We start from the raw sequence: 18,296 nt of genomic DNA on the forward strand, positions 1-18,296 counted from the left end.
GAACAGGACCATGCAGAATCAGCTTAGCGAAAAGCAAGAATTGGAAAGTCTCTATGAGGGATCACTTTCTCACATAGAAAGGGGAGAAATTATAAAAGGAAAAATAATGGGAGTAAGAAATGATGGAGTAATAGTAGATGTAGGATATAAATTTGAAGGAATTATTCCACTTAATGAGTTTTCAGAAGAAGAACTGAAAAATATAAAGGAAGCAGATGAAATAGAAGTTTTTATTGAAAAAATAGACGATGCACAGGGAATAATATCTTTATCAAGAGATAGAGCATTAAAAATAAAAGGCTGGGAAATTCTTATGGATGCTTATGAAAAAGCATTACCGGTTGAAGTAAAGATTACAGGGAAAACAAAAGGAGGTGTTCTAACATCCTTTTATGGTATAAACGGTTTTATACCTGCATCATTACTTGAGATTAGAAAACCTAAAAATCTTGATGAATATGTAGGAAAAACCTTTAAAGTAAAAATAGAAAAAATTGAACCCCCCAAGAATCTTTATGGACAGTGGAGAAATCTTAAAACTTCCTTAATTTTGTCAAGAAAAGCATATCTACAGGAAGAAAAAGAAAAAATGAAAAAAGAAATATCTGAAAAAATTAAAGAAGGGCTAAAAATAAAAGGTACTGTAAAAAATATAACCAACTATGGAGTTTTCGTTGATTTGGGTGGATTAGATGGTTTTCTCCATATTTCAGATATATCCTGGGGTAAAGTTAGACATCCTTCTCAGTTTTTTGAAATAGGCTCTGAATATGAATTTATAGTTTTAAAGGCTGATACTGAAAATGAAAGAATAACACTTGGATACAAGCAAAAGAAGGCTGATCCGTGGGAAAATATTGACAAAAAATATCATCCAGGCATGAAAGTAAGAGGTAAGGTAACAAGAGTTGAAGACTTTGGTCTTTTTGTTGAACTTGAAGAAGGAGTTGAAGGACTTGTTCACGTAAGCGAACTTGACTGGATAGCTCCAAAGCATCCTACATACTATGCAGAAGTAGATGAATGGATAAATGTAAAAGTTCTTGATATTGATAGGGAAAACAGAAAAATTTCTTTAAGTTTTAAGCAACTGAAACCAAAACCATGGGAAGTTGTTGCTAAAAAATACAAAGTGGGTGATAGAATTTCTGGAAAAGTCAAAACAATAACAGATTTTGGCATATTTGTTAGACTTCCAGAAGGAGTTGACGGACTTATTCATATTTCTGATATATCATGGACAAAACATATTGACCATCCTTCTCAAATTTTTAAAAAGGGACAAAAGGTTGATGCTGTTATTTTAAGTCTTGAACCTGAAAAAGAGAAACTTTCCTTAGGAATAAAACAACTTTCCGAAGATCCATGGATTAAAGAAATTCCAGAAAAATTCAAAATCGGTGAAATTTATAATGCCAAAGTTATTAAAAAGACAGAACATGGATTATTTGTTGATATTGAAGGCATCGTAGAAGGGCTGGTTTATAATTCGGAAATTGACAAAAATCGAACTGTAAAAGAAGGAGATGAAATAAAGGTAATTGTTGTAAAAGTGGACAAGGAAAAAAGAAAAATCGGACTCAGTATGAAAAAGATAGACGAAAATGAGGAATAAAAAACTTAAATTTTTCTTTATTATTATAGGAACGCTTATTTTAATAAGCTTTTTAATAACAATCATGGAAAGCAGCCTTACTGCAGGTAAGGTAGCTATTGTTAACATTAAGGGTATTATTGTTGATTCTAAACCATCAATAGATGAGATTAAACAGTATAGAAAAGACCCTTCAATAAAAGCTATTGTCTTAAGAGTGGATAGCCCAGGAGGCGCTGTTGTTCCATCACAGGAAATATACGAAGAAATAAAAAGAACAATTAAATCCAAACCAGTTGTTGTATCTATGGGTTCTATTGCAGCATCAGGAGGCTATTATATTTCTTGTCCAGCCACAAAAATTATTGCTAATCCGGGGACACTTACAGGCTCAATAGGCGTATTAATAGAAATACCCAATATTAAAGGATTACTTGATAAAATAGGAGTTAAGGCAGAGGTAATAAAAAGTGGTAAATACAAAGATATTACATCACCTTTCAAACCTTTACAGAATGAAGAAAAAGAAATTTTACAAAAATTAACAAATGATGTGCATGAACAATTCATTAAAGCTGTTGCAGAAGGGAGAAAAGTTCCTGTTGAAGATATTAAAAAAATAGCAGATGGAAGAGTATTCACAGGATTAAAAGCAAAAGAACTCGGACTTGTGGATGAGATAGGTGATCTTGATTATGCTATAAAGATAGCTGCTCAACTTGCTAAAATAAAAGGTGAGCCAGAGATAGTAACAAAGAAATCAACACTATTAATTGACTTTTTAAAAGGGAATACTGAGTCATTGGTAAAAAAGATTTTACCTTATATGCAGGTATATTATCTATATTCACCAACATCACAAAACTGATAAGGAGGATATGTATGAAAAAATCAGAATTAATTGAAAGGGTTTCTAAAAAAGTGGATATTTTAACAAAAAAACAAATTGAGACAATAATAGATATGATTTTTGATTGCATGATAGAAACTCTGTCAAGAGGGGAAAAGATTGAAATAAGAGGATTTGCTAATTTTAAAGTGAAACAAAGGCCCGAAAGAATTGCAAGGAATCCTAAAACAGGTGAACAGATTAAGGTCCCTACACAGAGAGCAATAAATTTTAAAATGAGCAAAGCTCTTAAAGAAGCTTTAAATAAGTGAAGTGCTCCTGCAGGTTCAAAATCTTAAGATTTTTTATAAAAATTCAACTATTATAGACAATATCAATTTTTGCATTGAAAAAGGCGAGATATTTTCTATTGTTGGGGAAAGTGGTAGTGGAAAAACTCTCACTGGCCTATCAATAATAAATCTTTTACCTGAACATTTCAGAATTAATGGCAAATTAATCTTTAAAGGAAAAGATATTCTTAATATGAATACATCTGAAATTAGAAATCTGCGAGGGAGACATATTTCCTGTATATTCCAGGACACAATGACTTCTTTAAACCCTGTTCTTAAAGTTGGCTCTCAAGTTGCAGAAATGCTTATTTATCACTACCAATTATCCAAAAAAAAAGCTCTGGAAAAAACAAAAGAGTTATTTCATAAACTTAAAATATTGCATACAATTAATAGTTATCCTCATCAGCTATCAGGTGGAATGAGACAGAGAGTAATGATAGCAATGGCCGTTGCCTGTGAGCCAGAGCTTATTATAGCTGATGAACCTACAACTGCATTGGATGTAACTGTCCAAGAAGAAATCCTTGATCTTCTTTATTTACTCGTTAAACAAGAACACAGAGCATTGCTTTTGATAACTCATGACATTAACATACTTGGTGAATATGCAGACAAAGTTATGGTTCTATATGCAGGTAGAATTATGGAAATGGGTTCAACTGAAGAAATTTTTAAAAATCCTCTACATCCTTATACTAAAGCTCTTTTGAATTGTTTACCAAGAGAAGGTAAAAAGATAGAAGGCATTCCTGGAAATATCCCAGACCTTAAAAATTTACCAGAAGGATGCGTATTTTACCCACGCTGCAGTTATAAAAGAAATAAATGTATAACTGAACCTCCATACCTTCATGAAGTAGCATCTGGACATTGGAGTAGATGTTGGTTAGATTGATTTTCTATTTCTGCCTTGACATAAAATCTTCAAGACAAAGTTTATGAATTTCTTCTGTAACAAATGTATGTCTAATCATTTTCCCTTCTACCATATAAATTACCATTTCTGCAATATTTGTTGCGTGGTCTGATATTCTTTCAAGATATTTTGCGATAAACATTCTTTTAAGGGCAAGAGGAATAATATCTGGATTTTTTATCATAAGTCCGAATAATTCATTATGATTATTCTCTAATAATTCATCAACCTGGTCATCTCTTTTAATGACTTCATAACATAAATCCACATCTTCCTTTACAAAGGCATTAATGGCATCCTCTACCATGCTTTCCGTTATCTCTGCCATTTTTGGAATATTCACAAAGGGTTTTAAAAAAGGCTCCTGTGCAAGTTCAATTGCTCTTTCTGCTATGTTTACTGCAAAATCTCCCATACGCTCAAGGTCTGTGCATATTTTCATTGCAGTAGTTATAAATCTTAAATCCTTAGCCATTGGTTGTCTTAGTGCAATAAGTCTGATACATTCTTCATTTATTTCAACCTCAAGTCCATTAATTAGATTGTCTCTTGATATAACCTGCTTAGCAAGGTCTATATCTCTATCAATTAATGCCTTAACAGATTTTCTGATTCCCTCTTCAACAAGACATCCAAGAATAAGGATTTTTTCCTTTAATTTTCTTAATTCATTGTCTAAAATTCCCATCTCTACCTCCTTATCATCTTTTGCTATTATACCAATTTAGCCTTTTTATTGGATAGCATTGAATCTATAAATATTTCTATATTTAGTCATAAAAATATGAAATCATCGGAAGAGAAATAGAAGTTTATTTTTTAATCAATTGTTTTGTAACAAAAATTTAACATCATTGTAAATTCCCTGTAACATTAGAATTCTATACTATAAAAAATAAAAAAAATTTAATAAGGAGGGCTTCATGAAATGTTTAAAAAGTCTAACTTTAAGTAAGTTTTTTATTGTAATTGCAGTAATGTTTATTCTGTTAAGCTTCTCTATATCTTCTTTTGCTCAAATGCTCAATGGCGCAGGTGCATCTTTTCCCTATCCTCTTTATTCAAGTTGGGCTGCCGCTTATCATAAGGAAACAGGTATCCAAATTAATTATCAATCAATTGGTTCAGGTGGTGGAATAAGACAGATTACTGAAAGAACTGTTCATTTTGGTGCTTCAGACTTACCTCTTAAACCTGAAGAGCTTGAAAAAGCAGGACTTATTCAGTTCCCTGCTGCAATAGGTGGAGTTGTTCCTATAATCAATGTCCCTGAGATTAAAGGCAAAAAAATTACCTTAGATGGAATTACACTCGCAGAGATATTTCTCGGAGAAATTACAAAATGGAATGACCCTAAAATTAAAGCATTAAATCCAAAAATTAATTTACCCGATCAACCTATTACTGTGGTTCATAGGTCAGACGGCTCAGGAACCACTTCCATATTTACTCATTATTTAAGTAGCGTATCCAAAAAATGGGCTGACCAAATTGGTTATGGAACTTCTGTAAACTGGAAAACTGGTTTAGGAGGAAAAGGAAATGAAGGTGTTGCAAACTATGTTAAAAGAACTCCTTACTCAATTGGATATGTAGAATTTGCTTATGCTGTCCAGAACAGATTAGACACTGCAAAAATGAAAAATTCTGCTGGACAGATTGTTGAAGCCAATTTTGAAAGTTTTGCCAATGCAGCAGCTTCTGCTCATCTTGATGCAAAAAATCATTTCTATGCATGGATGACAAATGCACCAGGCAAAAAAGCTTGGCCTATCACAGGTGCAACTTATATTCTGCTTGCAAGAGAAAAAAATGATGTTAATAAATCCGTCATAAAATTCTTTGACTGGGCATTTAAAAATGGTGATAACACTGCAAAAAAACTTGATTATGTCCCACTGCCTCAAAATGTAAAAGACAAAATAAGAGCATACTGGGGACTTTATATCAAATAAAAAAGAGAAAGCCCGAAGCAAAATAATGCTTTGGGCTTTCTCTTTTATTTCAGGAAATCTCCTGTTTATTTAATTTTTACTTCTTTCAAAACTTGTTCATAGTTTTTTCATAAAACAGGATAATACTTTGTAATTATTCTGGTAGTTCCTCCAAATTCAAAAATGGTGGTATTGTGGCAATAGCATTAACAATCAACTCTGCAAGTCCCGAGTAGTTTATTTTAAATCTATCAAATAATCTGTAAGTGTGTATCATGTCTCTTATAGCGCCTTTACAATTTGAGCAAGTAGCAACTACAAGCTTAGGAACATTCTTATCTAAAACATCATCAAATGTGTCTAAAATCTGTTTTGTCTTTAATCTTATTGAAACCTTATTTTTCCACACAGGGAAATTCAATGATCTTATTATTGCAAATCCACTTCCGCCACCACAGCAGTAGTTATATGAACAGTTAGGATTCATCTCTCTGAATGTCCCGGGTGTAAGAGCCTTAATAATCTGCCTCTGCGGATTCATAATTCCCATAAGTCTCACAATATTACAAGAATCGTGCATTGTAACTGGAAAATTATTTCTCATAGGATCAAACTTTATTCTTCCACTTTTTACGATTTCCCACATGAGTGGTAAACAGGATTCTCTCTGAATATTCCATAAAGGAGAACTCGCAGGCAAAATTCTATCAAAAATGATAGTGTAAACCTTATGAGAATGTCCGCATTCTCCTATTACAAGTTTTTTTACCCCAAGGTCATAAGCAATCTGGAGATGTCTTAATCCAACTCTCGCAAGTTCCACATCATCATACCATGCTCCATAGTTTACGCCATCGTAACCAAGAGTTTCGCTACTTAAAGTATAGTTTATCCCAGCTAAATCAAATAATATAGAAAATGCTGCAATATGGTCTGGCCAGGCAAGATATTCACCTCCATTGTGAAGCAAAAGAATATCAGCTCCTTTTTTATCAACAGGAATAGTAATCTTTTTGCCTATTTTCTCATGTATCTCCTCTTCAATAAATTTAATTATATCCCTAAATGCCGTTGGTCCCATCCCTGTTGATGAGCCTGTCTTAAGATGCAATCTTGTCCCCTTTTTATAAACTTCTACAGGTGCCATTCCAAGTTCTTGACTGAACAACTTCCTCAGTTCTCTTGCAATCAATCCATTGTCTATTCCAACAGGGCAGTAAAGAACGCATCTTCTGCACAGTGTGCAACGATAAGCAAGCTCTAAAAGTCTTCTTATTGCTGTGTAAGTAGCTTCAATATCAGCTCCTACAAAAGATTTTAATAGTTTTCCGCTGGGAGTGAAATATCTCTTATAAATTCTTCTTAGAATTTCAGAACGAAAATTTGGTCTATATATTTCTTTCTTCCCGCTTCCTATATAAACATGGCAAGCCTCAGCACAAGTATTGCATTTAACACAATATTTTAAAGATAGGGAAAAAGGTTTAAGAAATGTCCAGTTTGATTCAGGATTTAGAAGTTTTTCTATACCATTGAGAAATTTTTCTATTATCTTTGTTTTTTCTTCCTCAGAAGGCTCGGGAAAAGGAAATCCAGAAAATCCATCTAAGGAAAGATTATATTTTTCTCTCCATTCATCTGGTGGATTATTAAAATCATTCTCTTCATCTATATATGGAGCTAAAGAAATTAAGTTCTCTTTTTCTATTTTTACTAAAGACTCTTTTGTTTCCTTTGCAAACTCTCTTAATGATTCCATCTTAATCCTCCTATTTTTCATGAAGATTTGTATTTCTGGCATTTTCAAGCCATGTTTGTTCTGGCAGAATATGAGGACCAGCCCAGTTAACCTTATAATTTAGCTGTTGCAATATTTTCTTTTCTTCAGGAGAATCTTTCTTTTGATAATAATCATCCCATAAAATCTTATGGAATGTAAAAAATTTTACAGGACCGTGGAAAAATTTTGAAAAGGGTATATAAATAAGAAAAATTTCAAAGAGCAAAAAATGAATTAATGTAAAAGGATGGAATTCTGATATGGAAAGATTAAAACTTAATACACTTTCTACATACAATAAAGCCTCCAATGTAGAATTTTCTCTATAAATCATCAATAATCCACTGATAAAAATAACAAATAAAAAGATTAAATTAAAGTATTCAATTCCAGAGGTATAGAGTTTTAATTCTTTATTGTTAATTCTTTTTAGAATAAGTCCGACAGTCCCCACAATACCAAGAAAGCATGATAAATAAGGTAAAAAAATAATTTTTGACAGATTCACACTATTAGACACAAAGGCTATTAAAATCAGAATGTTCCACAAAAACAACAACCAGACACCCCAATGAAGAGCAATTGACCAAGTCCATATTCCATAAAGATTGAATTTTTTTACTCTATGAAGAAAAAATATTTCTTTAAAAGGTTCAATAAACTCACCAAATAAACCTTTTTCATGCTTCTTTTTTATCCAGTCAACTTCTTCCATATAGGAACCTTGACATCTTTCCCTTTTTGCAGATGGAAGAGGATATATCTCCCATCTGATATTTAATGGCATTCTTGAGATCTTAAAAAACTTCATACCAATACCTATTACCAATACAAATGGGGACAACAATGCTATCAAATTGAGCAATGTAGCCATATTTCCCTCCATATAAAATTTTATATAATTTTATTAATTAAATAAATAATATAATAAACTTTTTTTAAAAATCAATATAATTTTTAAGCAATAGTATAAGCGGCATAAATAAAACCTTAACTGTGTCCTTATTGACTAAAAAATACCTATGAATTCATTTTTAAAAGGGCAAAAGAAAGCTACAGCTATGTGATAAAATAAAAAAATATCAATATTTGAGGAGGATTTCATGATTAAAACAAAATTGGCTTTATTGGTTTTATTGTTTATTTTATTAAGCTTCTCTATCTCTTCTTCTGCTGAAATGATTAATGGCGCAGGTGCAACCTTCCCCTATCCTCTTTATTCAAGTTGGGCTGCCGCTTACAATAAAGCCACAGGAATTAAGGTTAACTATCAATCAATTGGTTCAGGTGGTGGAATAAGACAGATTACTGAAAGAACTGTTCATTTTGGTGCATCTGATATGGCATTGAAACCTGAGGAAATTGAAAAATCAAAACTTCTTCAGTTCCCTGCGGTAATAGGTGGAGTTGTACCAATTGTAAATATTCCAGGAGTCTCTTCTAATGCATTGGTTCTTGATGGAACTACAATGTGCGAAATATTTCTTGGTGAAATCAAGCAATGGAATGACCCTAAAATTAAAGCACTTAATCCCAAACTAAATCTACCAGCAAAGCCCATCACAGTTGTTCATCGCTCCGACGGTTCTGGAACAACTGCTATATTTACTCATTATCTTAGCAGTGCATGTAAAAAATGGGCAAATAATGTTGGATACGGAACTTCAGTAAGCTGGAAAACAGGACTTGGTGGTAAGGGTAATGAAGGAGTAGCTAACTATGTAAAAAGAACTCCTTATTCAATTGGATATGTTGAGTTTGTCTATGCAAAACAAAATAAACTCTCTGTTGCTATACTTAAAAATTCTGCTGGACAGATTGTTGCTCCAGACTTTGAAAGTTTTGCAGAAGCAGCAGCTTCTGCTCACCTTGATGCAAAAAATCATTTCTATGCATGGATGACAAATGCACCAGGCAAAAAAGCTTGGCCTATTACAGGTGCAACTTATATTCTACTTGCAAGAGAAAAAAATGATGTTAATAAATCCGTCATAAAATTCTTTGACTGGGCATTTCAAAATGGTGACAACACTGCAAAAAAACTTGATTATGTCCCCTTGCCCAAGAATTTAAAAGATAAAATAAGAACATACTGGAAATCTTATATAAAATAAAGAATTTTCAACCTGAAGCGGAGTTTCGCTTCAGGTTACCCTCTTAATCCCATAACTTTAAAAATATGAACCATATCTTTTAAATGAATCTGCCCTGGAGCAGAAATTTCATTAAGACTTGCATATGTTATCATTGAGCCAAAGACAGGATTTATTATTCTTGATGGGATTCCTTTCTGCCCCATCCCCAGAACAATTATTCTATCCAGTTTATGTCTAAGAGTAAAATATAACAAAGTTTCTATGTCTTTCTTTTCATTTACCATAGTAGCTATTTTTATGATGTCCATTCCCATGGTTTTGCCTCTATCAAAAACTTCTTCCAGCTGCTCAATAGATGGAGTATTTATAAAATTGTGATAAGAGCCGATTAAAGTTATATTGTTTTTAATACTCAATTGTCTTAAAAAAGGAGCTTCATTGGAAAAAATCTCAATATCAAAAAAATTGCAAAAGGGTATAACTGCCTGATATATTTCAACTCTATTCTTTATTTCTCTTTTGCCTCCTTCCTCTGGTAATCTTATTGTACAAAGCAGAGGTAGGTTATATTTTCTTTTTGCTGTCTCAAAAATATCGCTAATGTTTTCTGTCTTTTCAAACATATCAACCCTGAGTTCAATAAGATCAGCACCTTTTAACTCTTCCTTAGGAATAGACAAAACATCCTTGTCTTTGAGCACAACTGCTATGGCAGGTATATTTTGCAAAAGCATTTTAAAGTTTAACAGCTAAGAAAGCTATAATTCAAATTATTAAGCCCTGAGCATTATTTAAAGCCCAGGGCTTTCTGTAGGAGGGGTGGGGCTGCTAACCGCTTTTCAGTTAAACTGTTGTTTCTTTTTGATATAAAGCGATATCTTTTTGTAAAGCTGAAAAATATCACCTTTAATAATGTAATCTGTAACACCCTTCATAATTTTAAGTTTTTTAAGATGCGTCTCATCAATAGAAGAGTAAAATAAAACTGGAATTTTTTGTGCTTTGATATAGGTACTTATCAAATCATATAAACTATCACCTGATAATGCAGGCATGTTTACATCAAGAAGCACTAAATCAGGATTTAAAAATTTAATACCCTTTGTAACACCAAGCCAACCTTGATTTTCTAATACAGTATAACCGACTTTCTCAAGAAGAATTTTTGTTAAATGTAAATCAACTTCATTGTCATCAATTAAAAGAATCTTACCTCTTTTCATTTTTAAGCCTCCTTTATTTTCCTAATAGAAATTTTTGCCAAAGTATGGCTGAAAACCTGGAATCTCATGTTCAATCAGAAAATTAACTACTTCATTTACAAAAGGCGCATAATCTCTTAAATCACCAAGATGATAAATCCTTTCAACGCCTTCATTAATGGCTGTTTCATGAGCAACTTTTAATGCTTCAATGTTACGATGAATATCACTAAGAATAGCTATTTTCATATATTTACTCTACTAAACCTATGATATGTGAAGTCTAAGATGTCTTTCCCATTCCATATAACTTATAGCCTTAACATAGGCTATAGCATCTTGTCTGTCCATTTTTGGATTTAAGTAATTGAATGCTAAATAATTACACATTAAATTGTAAAGTTCAGTATTATCTATAAGGTTTTTTAACTCTCCTTCGTAAAATTTTTCTCCGTAAACAATAACAAGCTGGTCTTCGGCAGTATGATTTGTTGAAGTAAAACCCACATTACCTCTTCTTTTTTTAGCTGGTTTTATGAGTTTCTCGTTTTCATACTCATATATACTTTTTGCCAGAATTCTCCCCATTGTATATTCTGGCTCATACCATATGTCATTGATAACTACCATTCTTTTTTCATTTAATTTTTTATAAATTTCTTCTGCTTCCTCTGAAGCGATTTTTTGTTGAGTATAGTTCTCAAAAATTTCTTTCACAGCTTTCAGATCCTGATTTTTCATCGTCTTAATCATATATTCAAAAGAAGCCCTGTTTTTATAATTCATCAAAGCCTCTGTGGCATCATTGTATTCAGGACCTGTGCCGTTTATTCCATAACCTGAGTTACCATGATCTGAGGTAACTATCAATAAAACATCAGGATTTTTGTTAATAAAATCCACAACTACTCCGATAGTTTTATCCAGTTCATAACAGTCCATCATAGCAGCATAAGCATCATTTGCATGACAGGCATGGTCAATTCTTCCAGCCTCAATCTGAAGAACAAATCCTTTTTTATTTCTGGATAATTTTTGGAGTGCCACTGCGGTCATCTCAGGTAAAGATGGCTCTTTTTTGTTCAGTTTTTCATCATTTACTCTATCAACAAAGTAACTTATGTGAGATGAACTGAAAACGCCAAGAATAGGACGTTCATCGGAAATGCTGCTAATCAATTCTTCCTTAGATTTAACTACTCTATACCCCTTTGAAGAAAACATCCCATAGAGATCTTTCTTGTCCTTTCTTTTATCTCTATTAAAGAATCTATCACCACCACCCATTGCTACTTCTAAATCCGCATTTAGTAAATCAATAGCGATACTATCCTCATCGTCTCTATTAGAATTATGACTATACCATGCAGCAGGCGTGGCATGAGTTACTCTTGTTGTGGTTACAAATCCACAGGAAAGCCCTTTTTCCTTCGCAAGCTCAAATATAGTTTTTAAATTTCTTCCATCGGGTAAAACTGACAAGCTTCTATTAACCGTCTTTGAACCTGTTGCCCAAGCAACAGATGCAGGAGCAGAATCAGTAACAACTGAAGATAAAGAAGAAGTATTCTGAAGTAAAATTCTTGTCTTAGGATTTTTAATAAGAGTTGAGAGGTTGCTTTTTTCTTTAAACTTCATCTCCATAAATTCATTCATAGCTTTCATCACTCCCAATGGCCAGCCATCTCCAACTACGAATATTACACCTTTTGCACCAGAATTGGTTGAATCAGTAACTTTTGCAAAAATTTCTTCTGATGAAGCCATAAGAGCTATAAAACTTGCTAAAGAGACTTTCAAGAAATCTCTTCTTTCCATTATTGCACCCCCTTTAATTTGTTATTGCTGTTCTGAGTTTATTAAAGATAAGTTTTAATAAAAAATTGCTCTCGTAGGGTATAATTTTCGTTTCCTTGCCAATTTTATAAGTGTTTCCTCTCCAGTTAAGTTTGCAACTTATCAAAGGAGTAAACCATATAAGTCCTGTTATAAAATCTTTCAATGGAATTAAAATCCCTGAAAGTCCAGTAGAAGACTTCATTAATCTATTTATATAAAGATCAAAGGCAATTTTGATTGTCACCACAGCAATAAATATTGTTATAGAATTTTTTGAAAAGCCATCTAAAATAAGCATTATTGAAGATATAAAAACAGGATTACTAAGAGGCTCAATAAAATATTTTGAACCAGCTATTTTCCATCTTATCTTTGCCCATCTGGTATGTCTATTTAAAAATCTTCTAAGTGACCAGTATTCATTAATATTTTTAATAATATAGCTACAAAGCGCAACTTTCTTACCCTTTTCGTGCATCAATTTTCCAATCATATAATCCTCTGCCAAAACATCCTTTACTGCATTAAATCCACCTATTTCTTCAAAATCGCTCTTTCTCATAAGCATTGACTTGCCTATGCTACAGGGCATCTTAAGAAATTTATCAAGAAAACAGACACTTATAATTACGAAAGAGTTTAGCTGAAGGTTTTCAAGTTTAGCTCCTAAGGTTTTCCCTCCCGCTCCCATAATAAGATTGGTAACAAGTCCTGTATCATGCGTCATAGCAGAAACAGTCCTCTTTAAATAGTCAGGTTCAACATAGACATTACTGTCACTTATGAGAAAATAATCATGTTTTGATTCCTTGTAAGCGGAAATCATATTTTTTACTTTTGGATTTAAAGCACTATATGAATTATTCAGAATAACTTTTACAAGCTCAGGATATTTATTTCTTATTTTTTCAGCAACTCTATAAGCAGGGTCATTGTAGTCTTGAAGTGAAAGAATTACTTCATATTCAGGATAGTCCTGTTTGCAGAAGCTTTCAAGATTGTCAAATAGATTATCATCAAGACCTTTAAGTGGCTTAATTATTGAAATGGGAGGGAAATTAATAAATGCATATTCTTCCCTGAGCTTTCTTCTTAATGCTATAACTTGCAAAGCGTAAACTGCTAAACTCATAAAAACTAAAAATAAAACTATCCATAGAATCATTTTTTTACCCCCTAAAAAGTGTTATTGCCACACCTTTATTGTGTTTTATACATTTTTTTACTGAAACTACATTTTTCTCGCAATTAAGCAGAGTTTTCCATGAATACAAATGTCTTGCTTTATGAAAATCGCTGTTTGCTATGTATGGATATTTCTTAAGACTTACTACATTGAAGACATCATCTCTATTTGCAATTTCCCAAGCATCAATATATTTTCCGTATTTGTTTCTGTTATTCCAGAGATAAAGCGTATTGCGTATCTCTCCCTTAATATGATGTGGATGACAGGCAACCACAACTGCATTTTGTTTTTTTGCCTCAAGAAATATTGCTTCATAAGATTCACAAGCAGGTATAAAATCTTTTATATCAATTATTAAAATATGGGATGATTTGTCAGAAGAAAGATAATTTTTACTTATCTCAACTCCCGGGATAACAAGCATCTCATATTTATTCCATGCTCTTTCTGATTCATATCTTACATTTTCCATATATTCATTGAAATTTTTTTCAGTAATTGTAAATCTGAATCTATATGCAAATTTTCCAATCATACTATCTCCATTTACCACATGGTCTGTTATGGCTATAACATCAAAGCCCGCTTGTCCGAAGAGATCAACTACCTTTCTAAGTTCCAGTGAACCATCTGAGTATTTGGTATGTATGTGAAAGTCACATAAAAGCATATTTTTAATTTAATGATAGCTCTGCAAGGTTACAGGAAAGTTAAAAGTTTTTTAAATTTCTGTTAAATTTTTACCTAAAATTTAACAATGCTTTAACAGTTCCTTAATTTTCTTGTAACAAAGTTATGCAATACTTTTTATTAAGAAAATTTAAATTGGAGGATGAACAGTGCTACAAACAGAGAATAATCTTAACCAAAGTAAATTAGGTCTATTATACTCAAAGCTTACAGTTCATTTTCAACCCATATTTTCTTCAAAAAGTGGAAAAATTTTTGGCTATGAATCTTTAACAAGACATATATCCATGAGTTTGAATATAAAAGATCTCTTTCTTGAGGCAAAGAAAAATGGCTCAATATTTATACTTGATATGATATGTAGAAGAAATGCAATTAAAAAAGCCTCAGAACAGAATATTAATAGTTATTTATTTATTAATATCTGCCCTGAAACTCTTTTTTATCCTCAACATGAGATTGGTATAACAGATAGATTTTCTGAAGAGTTTGGCTTTCCAAAAGACAAGATAGTACTTGAGATAACTGAACAGTCAGCAATAGAAAATTATGAAGTATTTATTAAATCTGTCTCATACTATAAAAAGAGAGGTTACAAGATCGCTATAGATGATTTTGGAGCAGGTTTTGGAGGACCTAAACTTCTAAGCATTCTTGAACCAGATATTGTAAAAATAGACAGACATTTTATAAATACTATGGAAGAAAATCATTTTTCAAAGTCCTTTATAGAATTTACTGTGTCAGTATGTCACAGATTGAATATAATGGTTGTGGCTGAAGGAATTGAAACAGCCATTCAACTCAAAGAAACTGTTAATGCTGGAGTAGACCTTCTTCAAGGATTTTATCTTGGAAAGCCTCAAGAAAAAATTCAATACAATTATGTTACCACATGATTTGAAATCATTTAAATGCGATATAGAACCATCAATTTTGGATTTATCAATAGGAGATATTGCAATTAGAGTAGAACCACTATATAAAACATCTAAAATCATGGATGCTTTCTTTAAATTTATGAAAGATGAAGAACTGAGCCTGATTCCTGTGTTAGATAATAATATTGTAATTGGACAGATTCATAGAAACAGGTTTTTGGAACATACAGTGCTTGGGAGATTCGGCTATGGCATCCATTTAAATGCCCAGAAATCCATCTTTGAAGTTATGGAAAAACCCAATCTTGTTATTGATTATCATATGACACTTGAAGATGCTTCTATGATAGTTCAGAAAAGAGAATTAAGAAATCTATATGACGATATAATTGTTAGCAGAAATAACGAGTATTATGGAATTGTTCCCATAAATGTTTTACTTGAAACAATAACCCAAAGATCACTGATAATAGCGAGGGATGCAAATCCCCTTACTGGATTGCCTGGAAACTGGGCTATTCAAAGAGAGATAGAAAGAAAAATTAGATGCAAATGTCCTTTTAATGTGTGCTACATAGACATAAATCATTTCAAGCCTTATAACGACTACTATGGATTTGAAAAGGGAGATAAAGTAATTTCAAGTATTGGTAATATACTTAATAAAATAAAAAAAGACTTTCCTGAAATCTTTATAGGACATATTGGAGGCGATGATTTTATAATCATCTGTAATAATGAAGTTTCTGAATTAGTATGTAAAAGAGTGATTAAAGAGTTTGAAGAGCTTTTGCCATATTTTCATGAAGGGGATTTCATAAAAGGATATTATGTCTCAAAAAATAGAAAAGATGAGCAAGAGGCTTTCAATCTTCTTTCGCTTACATGCGCAATTGTGAGTACAGAAACAAGAAATATAACCTCTTTTGCTCATCTTGCCTCAATTGCTTCTGAAGTTAAAGCTGAAGCTAAAAGACTTTCAAGAGTGAGTAAAACTTCTGTTATATTCAAGGACAGAAGAAATGAATAAAGCACAAATCCCCTATTTATCAATTTTTTTCCATGAGTTAAAATCGCCTCTTAGTGCTATAGCCAATACTGCTAAACTAATTGAATTAAGTCTTGATAAACCAGATGTAGAAAAAATTAGAAAATATACCTCTTTAATTATTTCACAGGCATTTTTTTCTCAAAAATTACATCTCAAATACCATTCAACTTGGTAAACTTCAATCAGGCAAGGAAGAGTTAATAATTGAAGAATTTAATCTTGAAGAAATTCTTAATGAAATTGTAGAAATAACAAAAATTCTTATAGAAAATAAGCCTATAAAAGTAAAAACAGCCTTACACTCTGATAAATTTATAATACGCTCTGACCCTGTTAAAATAAAACAAATTCTTTTAAATATTGCATCAAACTCTGCAAAATTCACCCAAGAGGGTTACATTTTATTTGCGTTGCAAAAATTGAATAATAATGTTTTAGTCAAAATTAAGGATACAGGGAAAGGAATTCCTAAGGAAAAACAAAAAAAGATATTTAATCCTTATTGCTCAACAGAATCTTTTTATGAAAAACTATATGAAAGCTCAGGACTTGGGCTTTACATAACAAAGAAATTAATAAGTATACTCAACGGTAATATTTCAATAGAGAGCAAATATGGAAAAGGAACAACAGTTTACATATCAATCCCATTCAAAAATGAGGAATAAAGATTTTCTCTGGGGTGTAGCTACTTCTGCATTTCAGCTTGAAGGCTCTCCTTATGCAGACTGGTCTACCTGGGACAGTATTTTTAGTCTTAATCCTAAGATTACAAATCACTATGAACTTTACAGAGAAGATATAAGGCTAATAAAAAATCTTGGGGTCAATTCCTATAGATTTTCAATTGAGTGGAGCAGAATTCAACCCTCTGAGGATTACTGGAATAAAGAAGTTGTAAGACATTATCAAAAAATTATAAATCTTTTAAATGAAAACAATATAAAACCTATGATTACAATACATCATTTTACACACCCCGTATGGTTTATAACAAAATATCCCTGGCACAAGAAAAAATCCATAGATAAATTTATGGAATATGTTGAAAGACTGATTGAAAATATTAACAATGTTGACTACTGGCTCACTTTCAATGAGCCTTATTTATTAATACTCGGTGGATATATTGAAGGATGCATTCCACCAGGATATCAGAATTTAAATTTAGCCTTGAAAGCAATGAAAAACATATTTATATGCCATAGACAAATTTATGACCTACTTCATTTAAAAAACAAAAATAGCATGGTAAGCATAGCCCATAACATGGCTGTATTTGCACCGTGGATAAAATGTAATCCTTTTGACAGACTTCTGGCAAAAATAGCAAAAAGATTTTATAATCACTCCATCATTGAAGGCTTTATGGATGGAAAAATCAGTCTTCCTATTCCTTTTAGAAAAACAATGGAAATTGAGGTTCCTATAAAGGGAAAGCTTGATTTTTTTGGAATTAACTATTATACAAGAGTTCATATGCGATTTAATCCTCTAAGGAAGCTTTTTATTGAATTCAGACACAGAGATATAGATGGACATGGGCTTACTGATATGGGATGGGAGATATATCCAAAGGGATTAAAGAAGGTTCTCAAATACGCTTCTAAATTAAATGTTCCGCTAATTATAACAGAAAATGGTATAGCTACAAAGGATGACAATAAAAAAATGAAATTTATCAAAGCTCACGTGGATGTTATTGAAAACGCTATCTCAGAAGGAATAGATGTAAGGGGATACTTTTATTGGTCATTGATAGACAACTATGAATGGCTTCATGGACTTGATGCAAGATTTGGACTTTACAGGGTTGACTTTAAAACATACAGAAGAATTCCAACAAAAGCAGCAGCTTTTTATTCATACATAATAAACTCAAGAAACTTTCGGAGTTAGATTTAATATTGCAATTAACATAAGGTATAATATGAAA

General features: G+C 32.0%; 20 protein-coding genes. 11 read left to right on the top strand and 9 right to left on the bottom strand.

Features of this window, described 5'->3' with window-relative positions:
- Nucleotides 1-10: 10 nt before the first annotated feature.
- The 4 genes from FLY87_RS01425 to FLY87_RS01440 are packed head-to-tail and all read left to right on the top strand — an operon-like array spanning nucleotide 11 to nucleotide 3,677.
- Nucleotides 11-1,615, top strand: coding sequence for a 30S ribosomal protein S1 (locus FLY87_RS01425; protein ID WP_012546647.1), 1,605 nt, complete (start codon nucleotides 11-13; stop codon nucleotides 1,613-1,615).
- Nucleotides 1,605-2,462, top strand: a complete 858-nt coding sequence (gene sppA / locus FLY87_RS01430) for a signal peptide peptidase SppA (RefSeq protein WP_012545082.1) — start codon at nucleotides 1,605-1,607, stop codon at nucleotides 2,460-2,462. The genes FLY87_RS01425 and sppA overlap by 11 nt, the downstream gene beginning before the upstream one ends.
- Before the next feature lie 14 nt (nucleotides 2,463-2,476).
- Nucleotides 2,477-2,755, top strand: coding sequence for an HU family DNA-binding protein (locus FLY87_RS01435; protein ID WP_012545969.1), 279 nt, complete (start codon nucleotides 2,477-2,479; stop codon nucleotides 2,753-2,755).
- A gap of 1 nt (nucleotide 2,756) precedes the next feature.
- Nucleotides 2,757-3,677: an ABC transporter ATP-binding protein gene (locus FLY87_RS01440; RefSeq protein WP_141266153.1), complete on the top strand. Its 921-nt coding sequence runs from the start codon at nucleotides 2,757-2,759 to the stop codon at nucleotides 3,675-3,677.
- Between the two features lie 4 nt (nucleotides 3,678-3,681).
- Here the strand turns inward: FLY87_RS01440 and phoU are convergent, their stop codons facing one another.
- Nucleotides 3,682-4,386: a phosphate signaling complex protein PhoU gene (gene phoU / locus FLY87_RS01445; RefSeq protein ID WP_141266154.1), complete on the bottom strand. Its 705-nt coding sequence runs from the start codon at nucleotides 4,384-4,386 to the stop codon at nucleotides 3,682-3,684.
- A gap of 235 nt (nucleotides 4,387-4,621) precedes the next feature.
- Here phoU and pstS (FLY87_RS01450) point away from each other — a divergent pair, with 235 nt between their 5' ends.
- On the top strand, nucleotides 4,622-5,653 hold the full coding sequence (pstS, locus tag FLY87_RS01450; RefSeq protein WP_012545952.1) for a phosphate ABC transporter substrate-binding protein PstS: 1,032 nt from the start codon (nucleotides 4,622-4,624) through the stop codon (nucleotides 5,651-5,653).
- 133 nt (nucleotides 5,654-5,786) lie between these two features.
- Here the strand turns inward: pstS (FLY87_RS01450) and FLY87_RS01455 are convergent, their stop codons facing one another.
- Nucleotides 5,787-7,391, bottom strand: coding sequence for a (Fe-S)-binding protein (locus FLY87_RS01455; protein ID WP_028842304.1), 1,605 nt, complete (start codon nucleotides 7,389-7,391; stop codon nucleotides 5,787-5,789).
- A 10-nt stretch (nucleotides 7,392-7,401) separates the two neighbouring features.
- The gene (locus FLY87_RS01460) at nucleotides 7,402-8,223 is read right to left on the bottom strand and encodes a respiratory nitrate reductase subunit gamma (RefSeq protein ID WP_181405956.1); all 822 of its coding nucleotides are present in this window, start codon (nucleotides 8,221-8,223) and stop codon (nucleotides 7,402-7,404) included.
- 292 nt (nucleotides 8,224-8,515) lie between these two features.
- Between FLY87_RS01460 and pstS (FLY87_RS01465) the strand changes: the two genes are divergently transcribed.
- Nucleotides 8,516-9,526, top strand: a complete 1,011-nt coding sequence (pstS, locus tag FLY87_RS01465) for a phosphate ABC transporter substrate-binding protein PstS (protein WP_141266156.1) — start codon at nucleotides 8,516-8,518, stop codon at nucleotides 9,524-9,526.
- 35 nt (nucleotides 9,527-9,561) lie between these two features.
- On the opposite strand, the gene aroD is transcribed toward pstS (FLY87_RS01465), so the two are convergent.
- The 6 genes from aroD to FLY87_RS01495 form a co-directional block, all read right to left on the bottom strand.
- Nucleotides 9,562-10,242 carry a type I 3-dehydroquinate dehydratase gene (gene aroD, locus FLY87_RS01470; protein ID WP_141266157.1) on the bottom strand — a complete coding sequence of 227 codons (681 nt, stop codon included), beginning with the start codon at nucleotides 10,240-10,242 and terminating at the stop codon, nucleotides 9,562-9,564.
- A 105-nt stretch (nucleotides 10,243-10,347) separates the two neighbouring features.
- A complete protein-coding gene (locus FLY87_RS01475) occupies nucleotides 10,348-10,731 on the bottom strand; it encodes a PleD family two-component system response regulator (protein WP_012546202.1) in 384 nt (127 codons plus the stop codon).
- Between the two features lie 21 nt (nucleotides 10,732-10,752).
- The gene (locus FLY87_RS01480) at nucleotides 10,753-10,959 is read right to left on the bottom strand and encodes a metallophosphoesterase (RefSeq protein WP_012545045.1); all 207 of its coding nucleotides are present in this window, start codon (nucleotides 10,957-10,959) and stop codon (nucleotides 10,753-10,755) included.
- An 18-nt stretch (nucleotides 10,960-10,977) separates the two neighbouring features.
- A complete protein-coding gene (locus FLY87_RS01485) occupies nucleotides 10,978-12,528 on the bottom strand; it encodes an alkaline phosphatase (protein WP_012545801.1) in 1,551 nt (516 codons plus the stop codon).
- A gap of 13 nt (nucleotides 12,529-12,541) precedes the next feature.
- Nucleotides 12,542-13,714: a ceramide glucosyltransferase gene (locus FLY87_RS01490; RefSeq protein ID WP_012545796.1), complete on the bottom strand. Its 1,173-nt coding sequence runs from the start codon at nucleotides 13,712-13,714 to the stop codon at nucleotides 12,542-12,544.
- A gap of 4 nt (nucleotides 13,715-13,718) precedes the next feature.
- The gene (locus tag FLY87_RS01495; protein WP_012546642.1) at nucleotides 13,719-14,408 is read right to left on the bottom strand and encodes a PHP domain-containing protein; all 690 of its coding nucleotides are present in this window, start codon (nucleotides 14,406-14,408) and stop codon (nucleotides 13,719-13,721) included.
- A gap of 169 nt (nucleotides 14,409-14,577) precedes the next feature.
- On the opposite strand from FLY87_RS01495, the gene FLY87_RS01500 reads away from it, so the two are divergent.
- The 5 genes from FLY87_RS01500 (at nucleotide 14,578) to FLY87_RS01520 (ending at nucleotide 18,259) form a co-directional block, all read left to right on the top strand.
- Complete coding sequence (locus tag FLY87_RS01500; RefSeq protein ID WP_012545502.1) at nucleotides 14,578-15,327, top strand: EAL domain-containing protein; 750 nt, start codon at nucleotides 14,578-14,580, stop codon at nucleotides 15,325-15,327.
- A complete protein-coding gene (locus FLY87_RS01505; RefSeq protein WP_051345828.1) occupies nucleotides 15,281-16,339 on the top strand; it encodes a GGDEF domain-containing protein in 1,059 nt (352 codons plus the stop codon). The genes FLY87_RS01500 and FLY87_RS01505 overlap by 47 nt, the downstream gene beginning before the upstream one ends.
- Nucleotides 16,332-16,535: a histidine kinase gene (locus FLY87_RS01510; RefSeq protein ID WP_012546085.1), complete on the top strand. Its 204-nt coding sequence runs from the start codon at nucleotides 16,332-16,334 to the stop codon at nucleotides 16,533-16,535. The genes FLY87_RS01505 and FLY87_RS01510 overlap by 8 nt, the downstream gene beginning before the upstream one ends.
- Before the next feature lie 184 nt (nucleotides 16,536-16,719).
- Nucleotides 16,720-17,028 carry an ATP-binding protein gene (locus FLY87_RS10300; RefSeq protein WP_242341333.1) on the top strand — a complete coding sequence of 103 codons (309 nt, stop codon included), beginning with the start codon at nucleotides 16,720-16,722 and terminating at the stop codon, nucleotides 17,026-17,028.
- A complete protein-coding gene (locus tag FLY87_RS01520; protein ID WP_164924869.1) occupies nucleotides 16,976-18,259 on the top strand; it encodes a glycoside hydrolase family 1 protein in 1,284 nt (427 codons plus the stop codon). The genes FLY87_RS10300 and FLY87_RS01520 overlap by 53 nt, the downstream gene beginning before the upstream one ends.
- Nucleotides 18,260-18,296: the final 37 nt, after the last annotated feature.

Source organism: Thermodesulfovibrio sp. Kuro-1 (assembly GCF_006538445.1).
Taxonomy (GTDB): Bacteria; Nitrospirota; Thermodesulfovibrionia; order Thermodesulfovibrionales; family Thermodesulfovibrionaceae; genus Thermodesulfovibrio; species Thermodesulfovibrio yellowstonii.

Excerpts from the sequence above, each read along its gene's own strand:
- FLY87_RS01425 (WP_012546647.1), top strand. The coding sequence starts at position 11 with ATGCAGAATCAGCTTAGCGAAAAGCAAGAATTGGAAAGTCTCTATGAG.
- sppA (WP_012545082.1), top strand. The coding sequence starts at position 1,605 with ATGAGGAATAAAAAACTTAAATTTTTCTTTATTATTATAGGAACGCTT.
- FLY87_RS01435 (WP_012545969.1), top strand. The coding sequence starts at position 2,477 with ATGAAAAAATCAGAATTAATTGAAAGGGTTTCTAAAAAAGTGGATATT.
- phoU (WP_141266154.1), bottom strand. The coding sequence starts at position 4,386 with ATGGGAATTTTAGACAATGAATTAAGAAAATTAAAGGAAAAAATCCTT.
- pstS (WP_012545952.1), top strand. The coding sequence starts at position 4,622 with ATGAAATGTTTAAAAAGTCTAACTTTAAGTAAGTTTTTTATTGTAATT.
- FLY87_RS01455 (WP_028842304.1), bottom strand. The coding sequence starts at position 7,391 with ATGGAATCATTAAGAGAGTTTGCAAAGGAAACAAAAGAGTCTTTAGTA.
- FLY87_RS01460 (WP_181405956.1), bottom strand. The coding sequence starts at position 8,223 with ATGAAGTTTTTTAAGATCTCAAGAATGCCATTAAATATCAGATGGGAG.
- pstS (WP_141266156.1), top strand. The coding sequence starts at position 8,516 with ATGATTAAAACAAAATTGGCTTTATTGGTTTTATTGTTTATTTTATTA.
- aroD (WP_141266157.1), bottom strand. The coding sequence starts at position 10,242 with ATGCTTTTGCAAAATATACCTGCCATAGCAGTTGTGCTCAAAGACAAG.
- FLY87_RS01475 (WP_012546202.1), bottom strand. The coding sequence starts at position 10,731 with ATGAAAAGAGGTAAGATTCTTTTAATTGATGACAATGAAGTTGATTTA.
- FLY87_RS01480 (WP_012545045.1), bottom strand. The coding sequence starts at position 10,959 with ATGAAAATAGCTATTCTTAGTGATATTCATCGTAACATTGAAGCATTA.
- FLY87_RS01485 (WP_012545801.1), bottom strand. The coding sequence starts at position 12,528 with ATGGAAAGAAGAGATTTCTTGAAAGTCTCTTTAGCAAGTTTTATAGCT.
- FLY87_RS01490 (WP_012545796.1), bottom strand. The coding sequence starts at position 13,714 with ATGATTCTATGGATAGTTTTATTTTTAGTTTTTATGAGTTTAGCAGTT.
- FLY87_RS01495 (WP_012546642.1), bottom strand. The coding sequence starts at position 14,408 with ATGCTTTTATGTGACTTTCACATACATACCAAATACTCAGATGGTTCA.
- FLY87_RS01510 (WP_012546085.1), top strand. The coding sequence starts at position 16,332 with ATGAATAAAGCACAAATCCCCTATTTATCAATTTTTTTCCATGAGTTA.
- FLY87_RS01520 (WP_164924869.1), top strand. The coding sequence starts at position 16,976 with ATGGAAAAGGAACAACAGTTTACATATCAATCCCATTCAAAAATGAGG.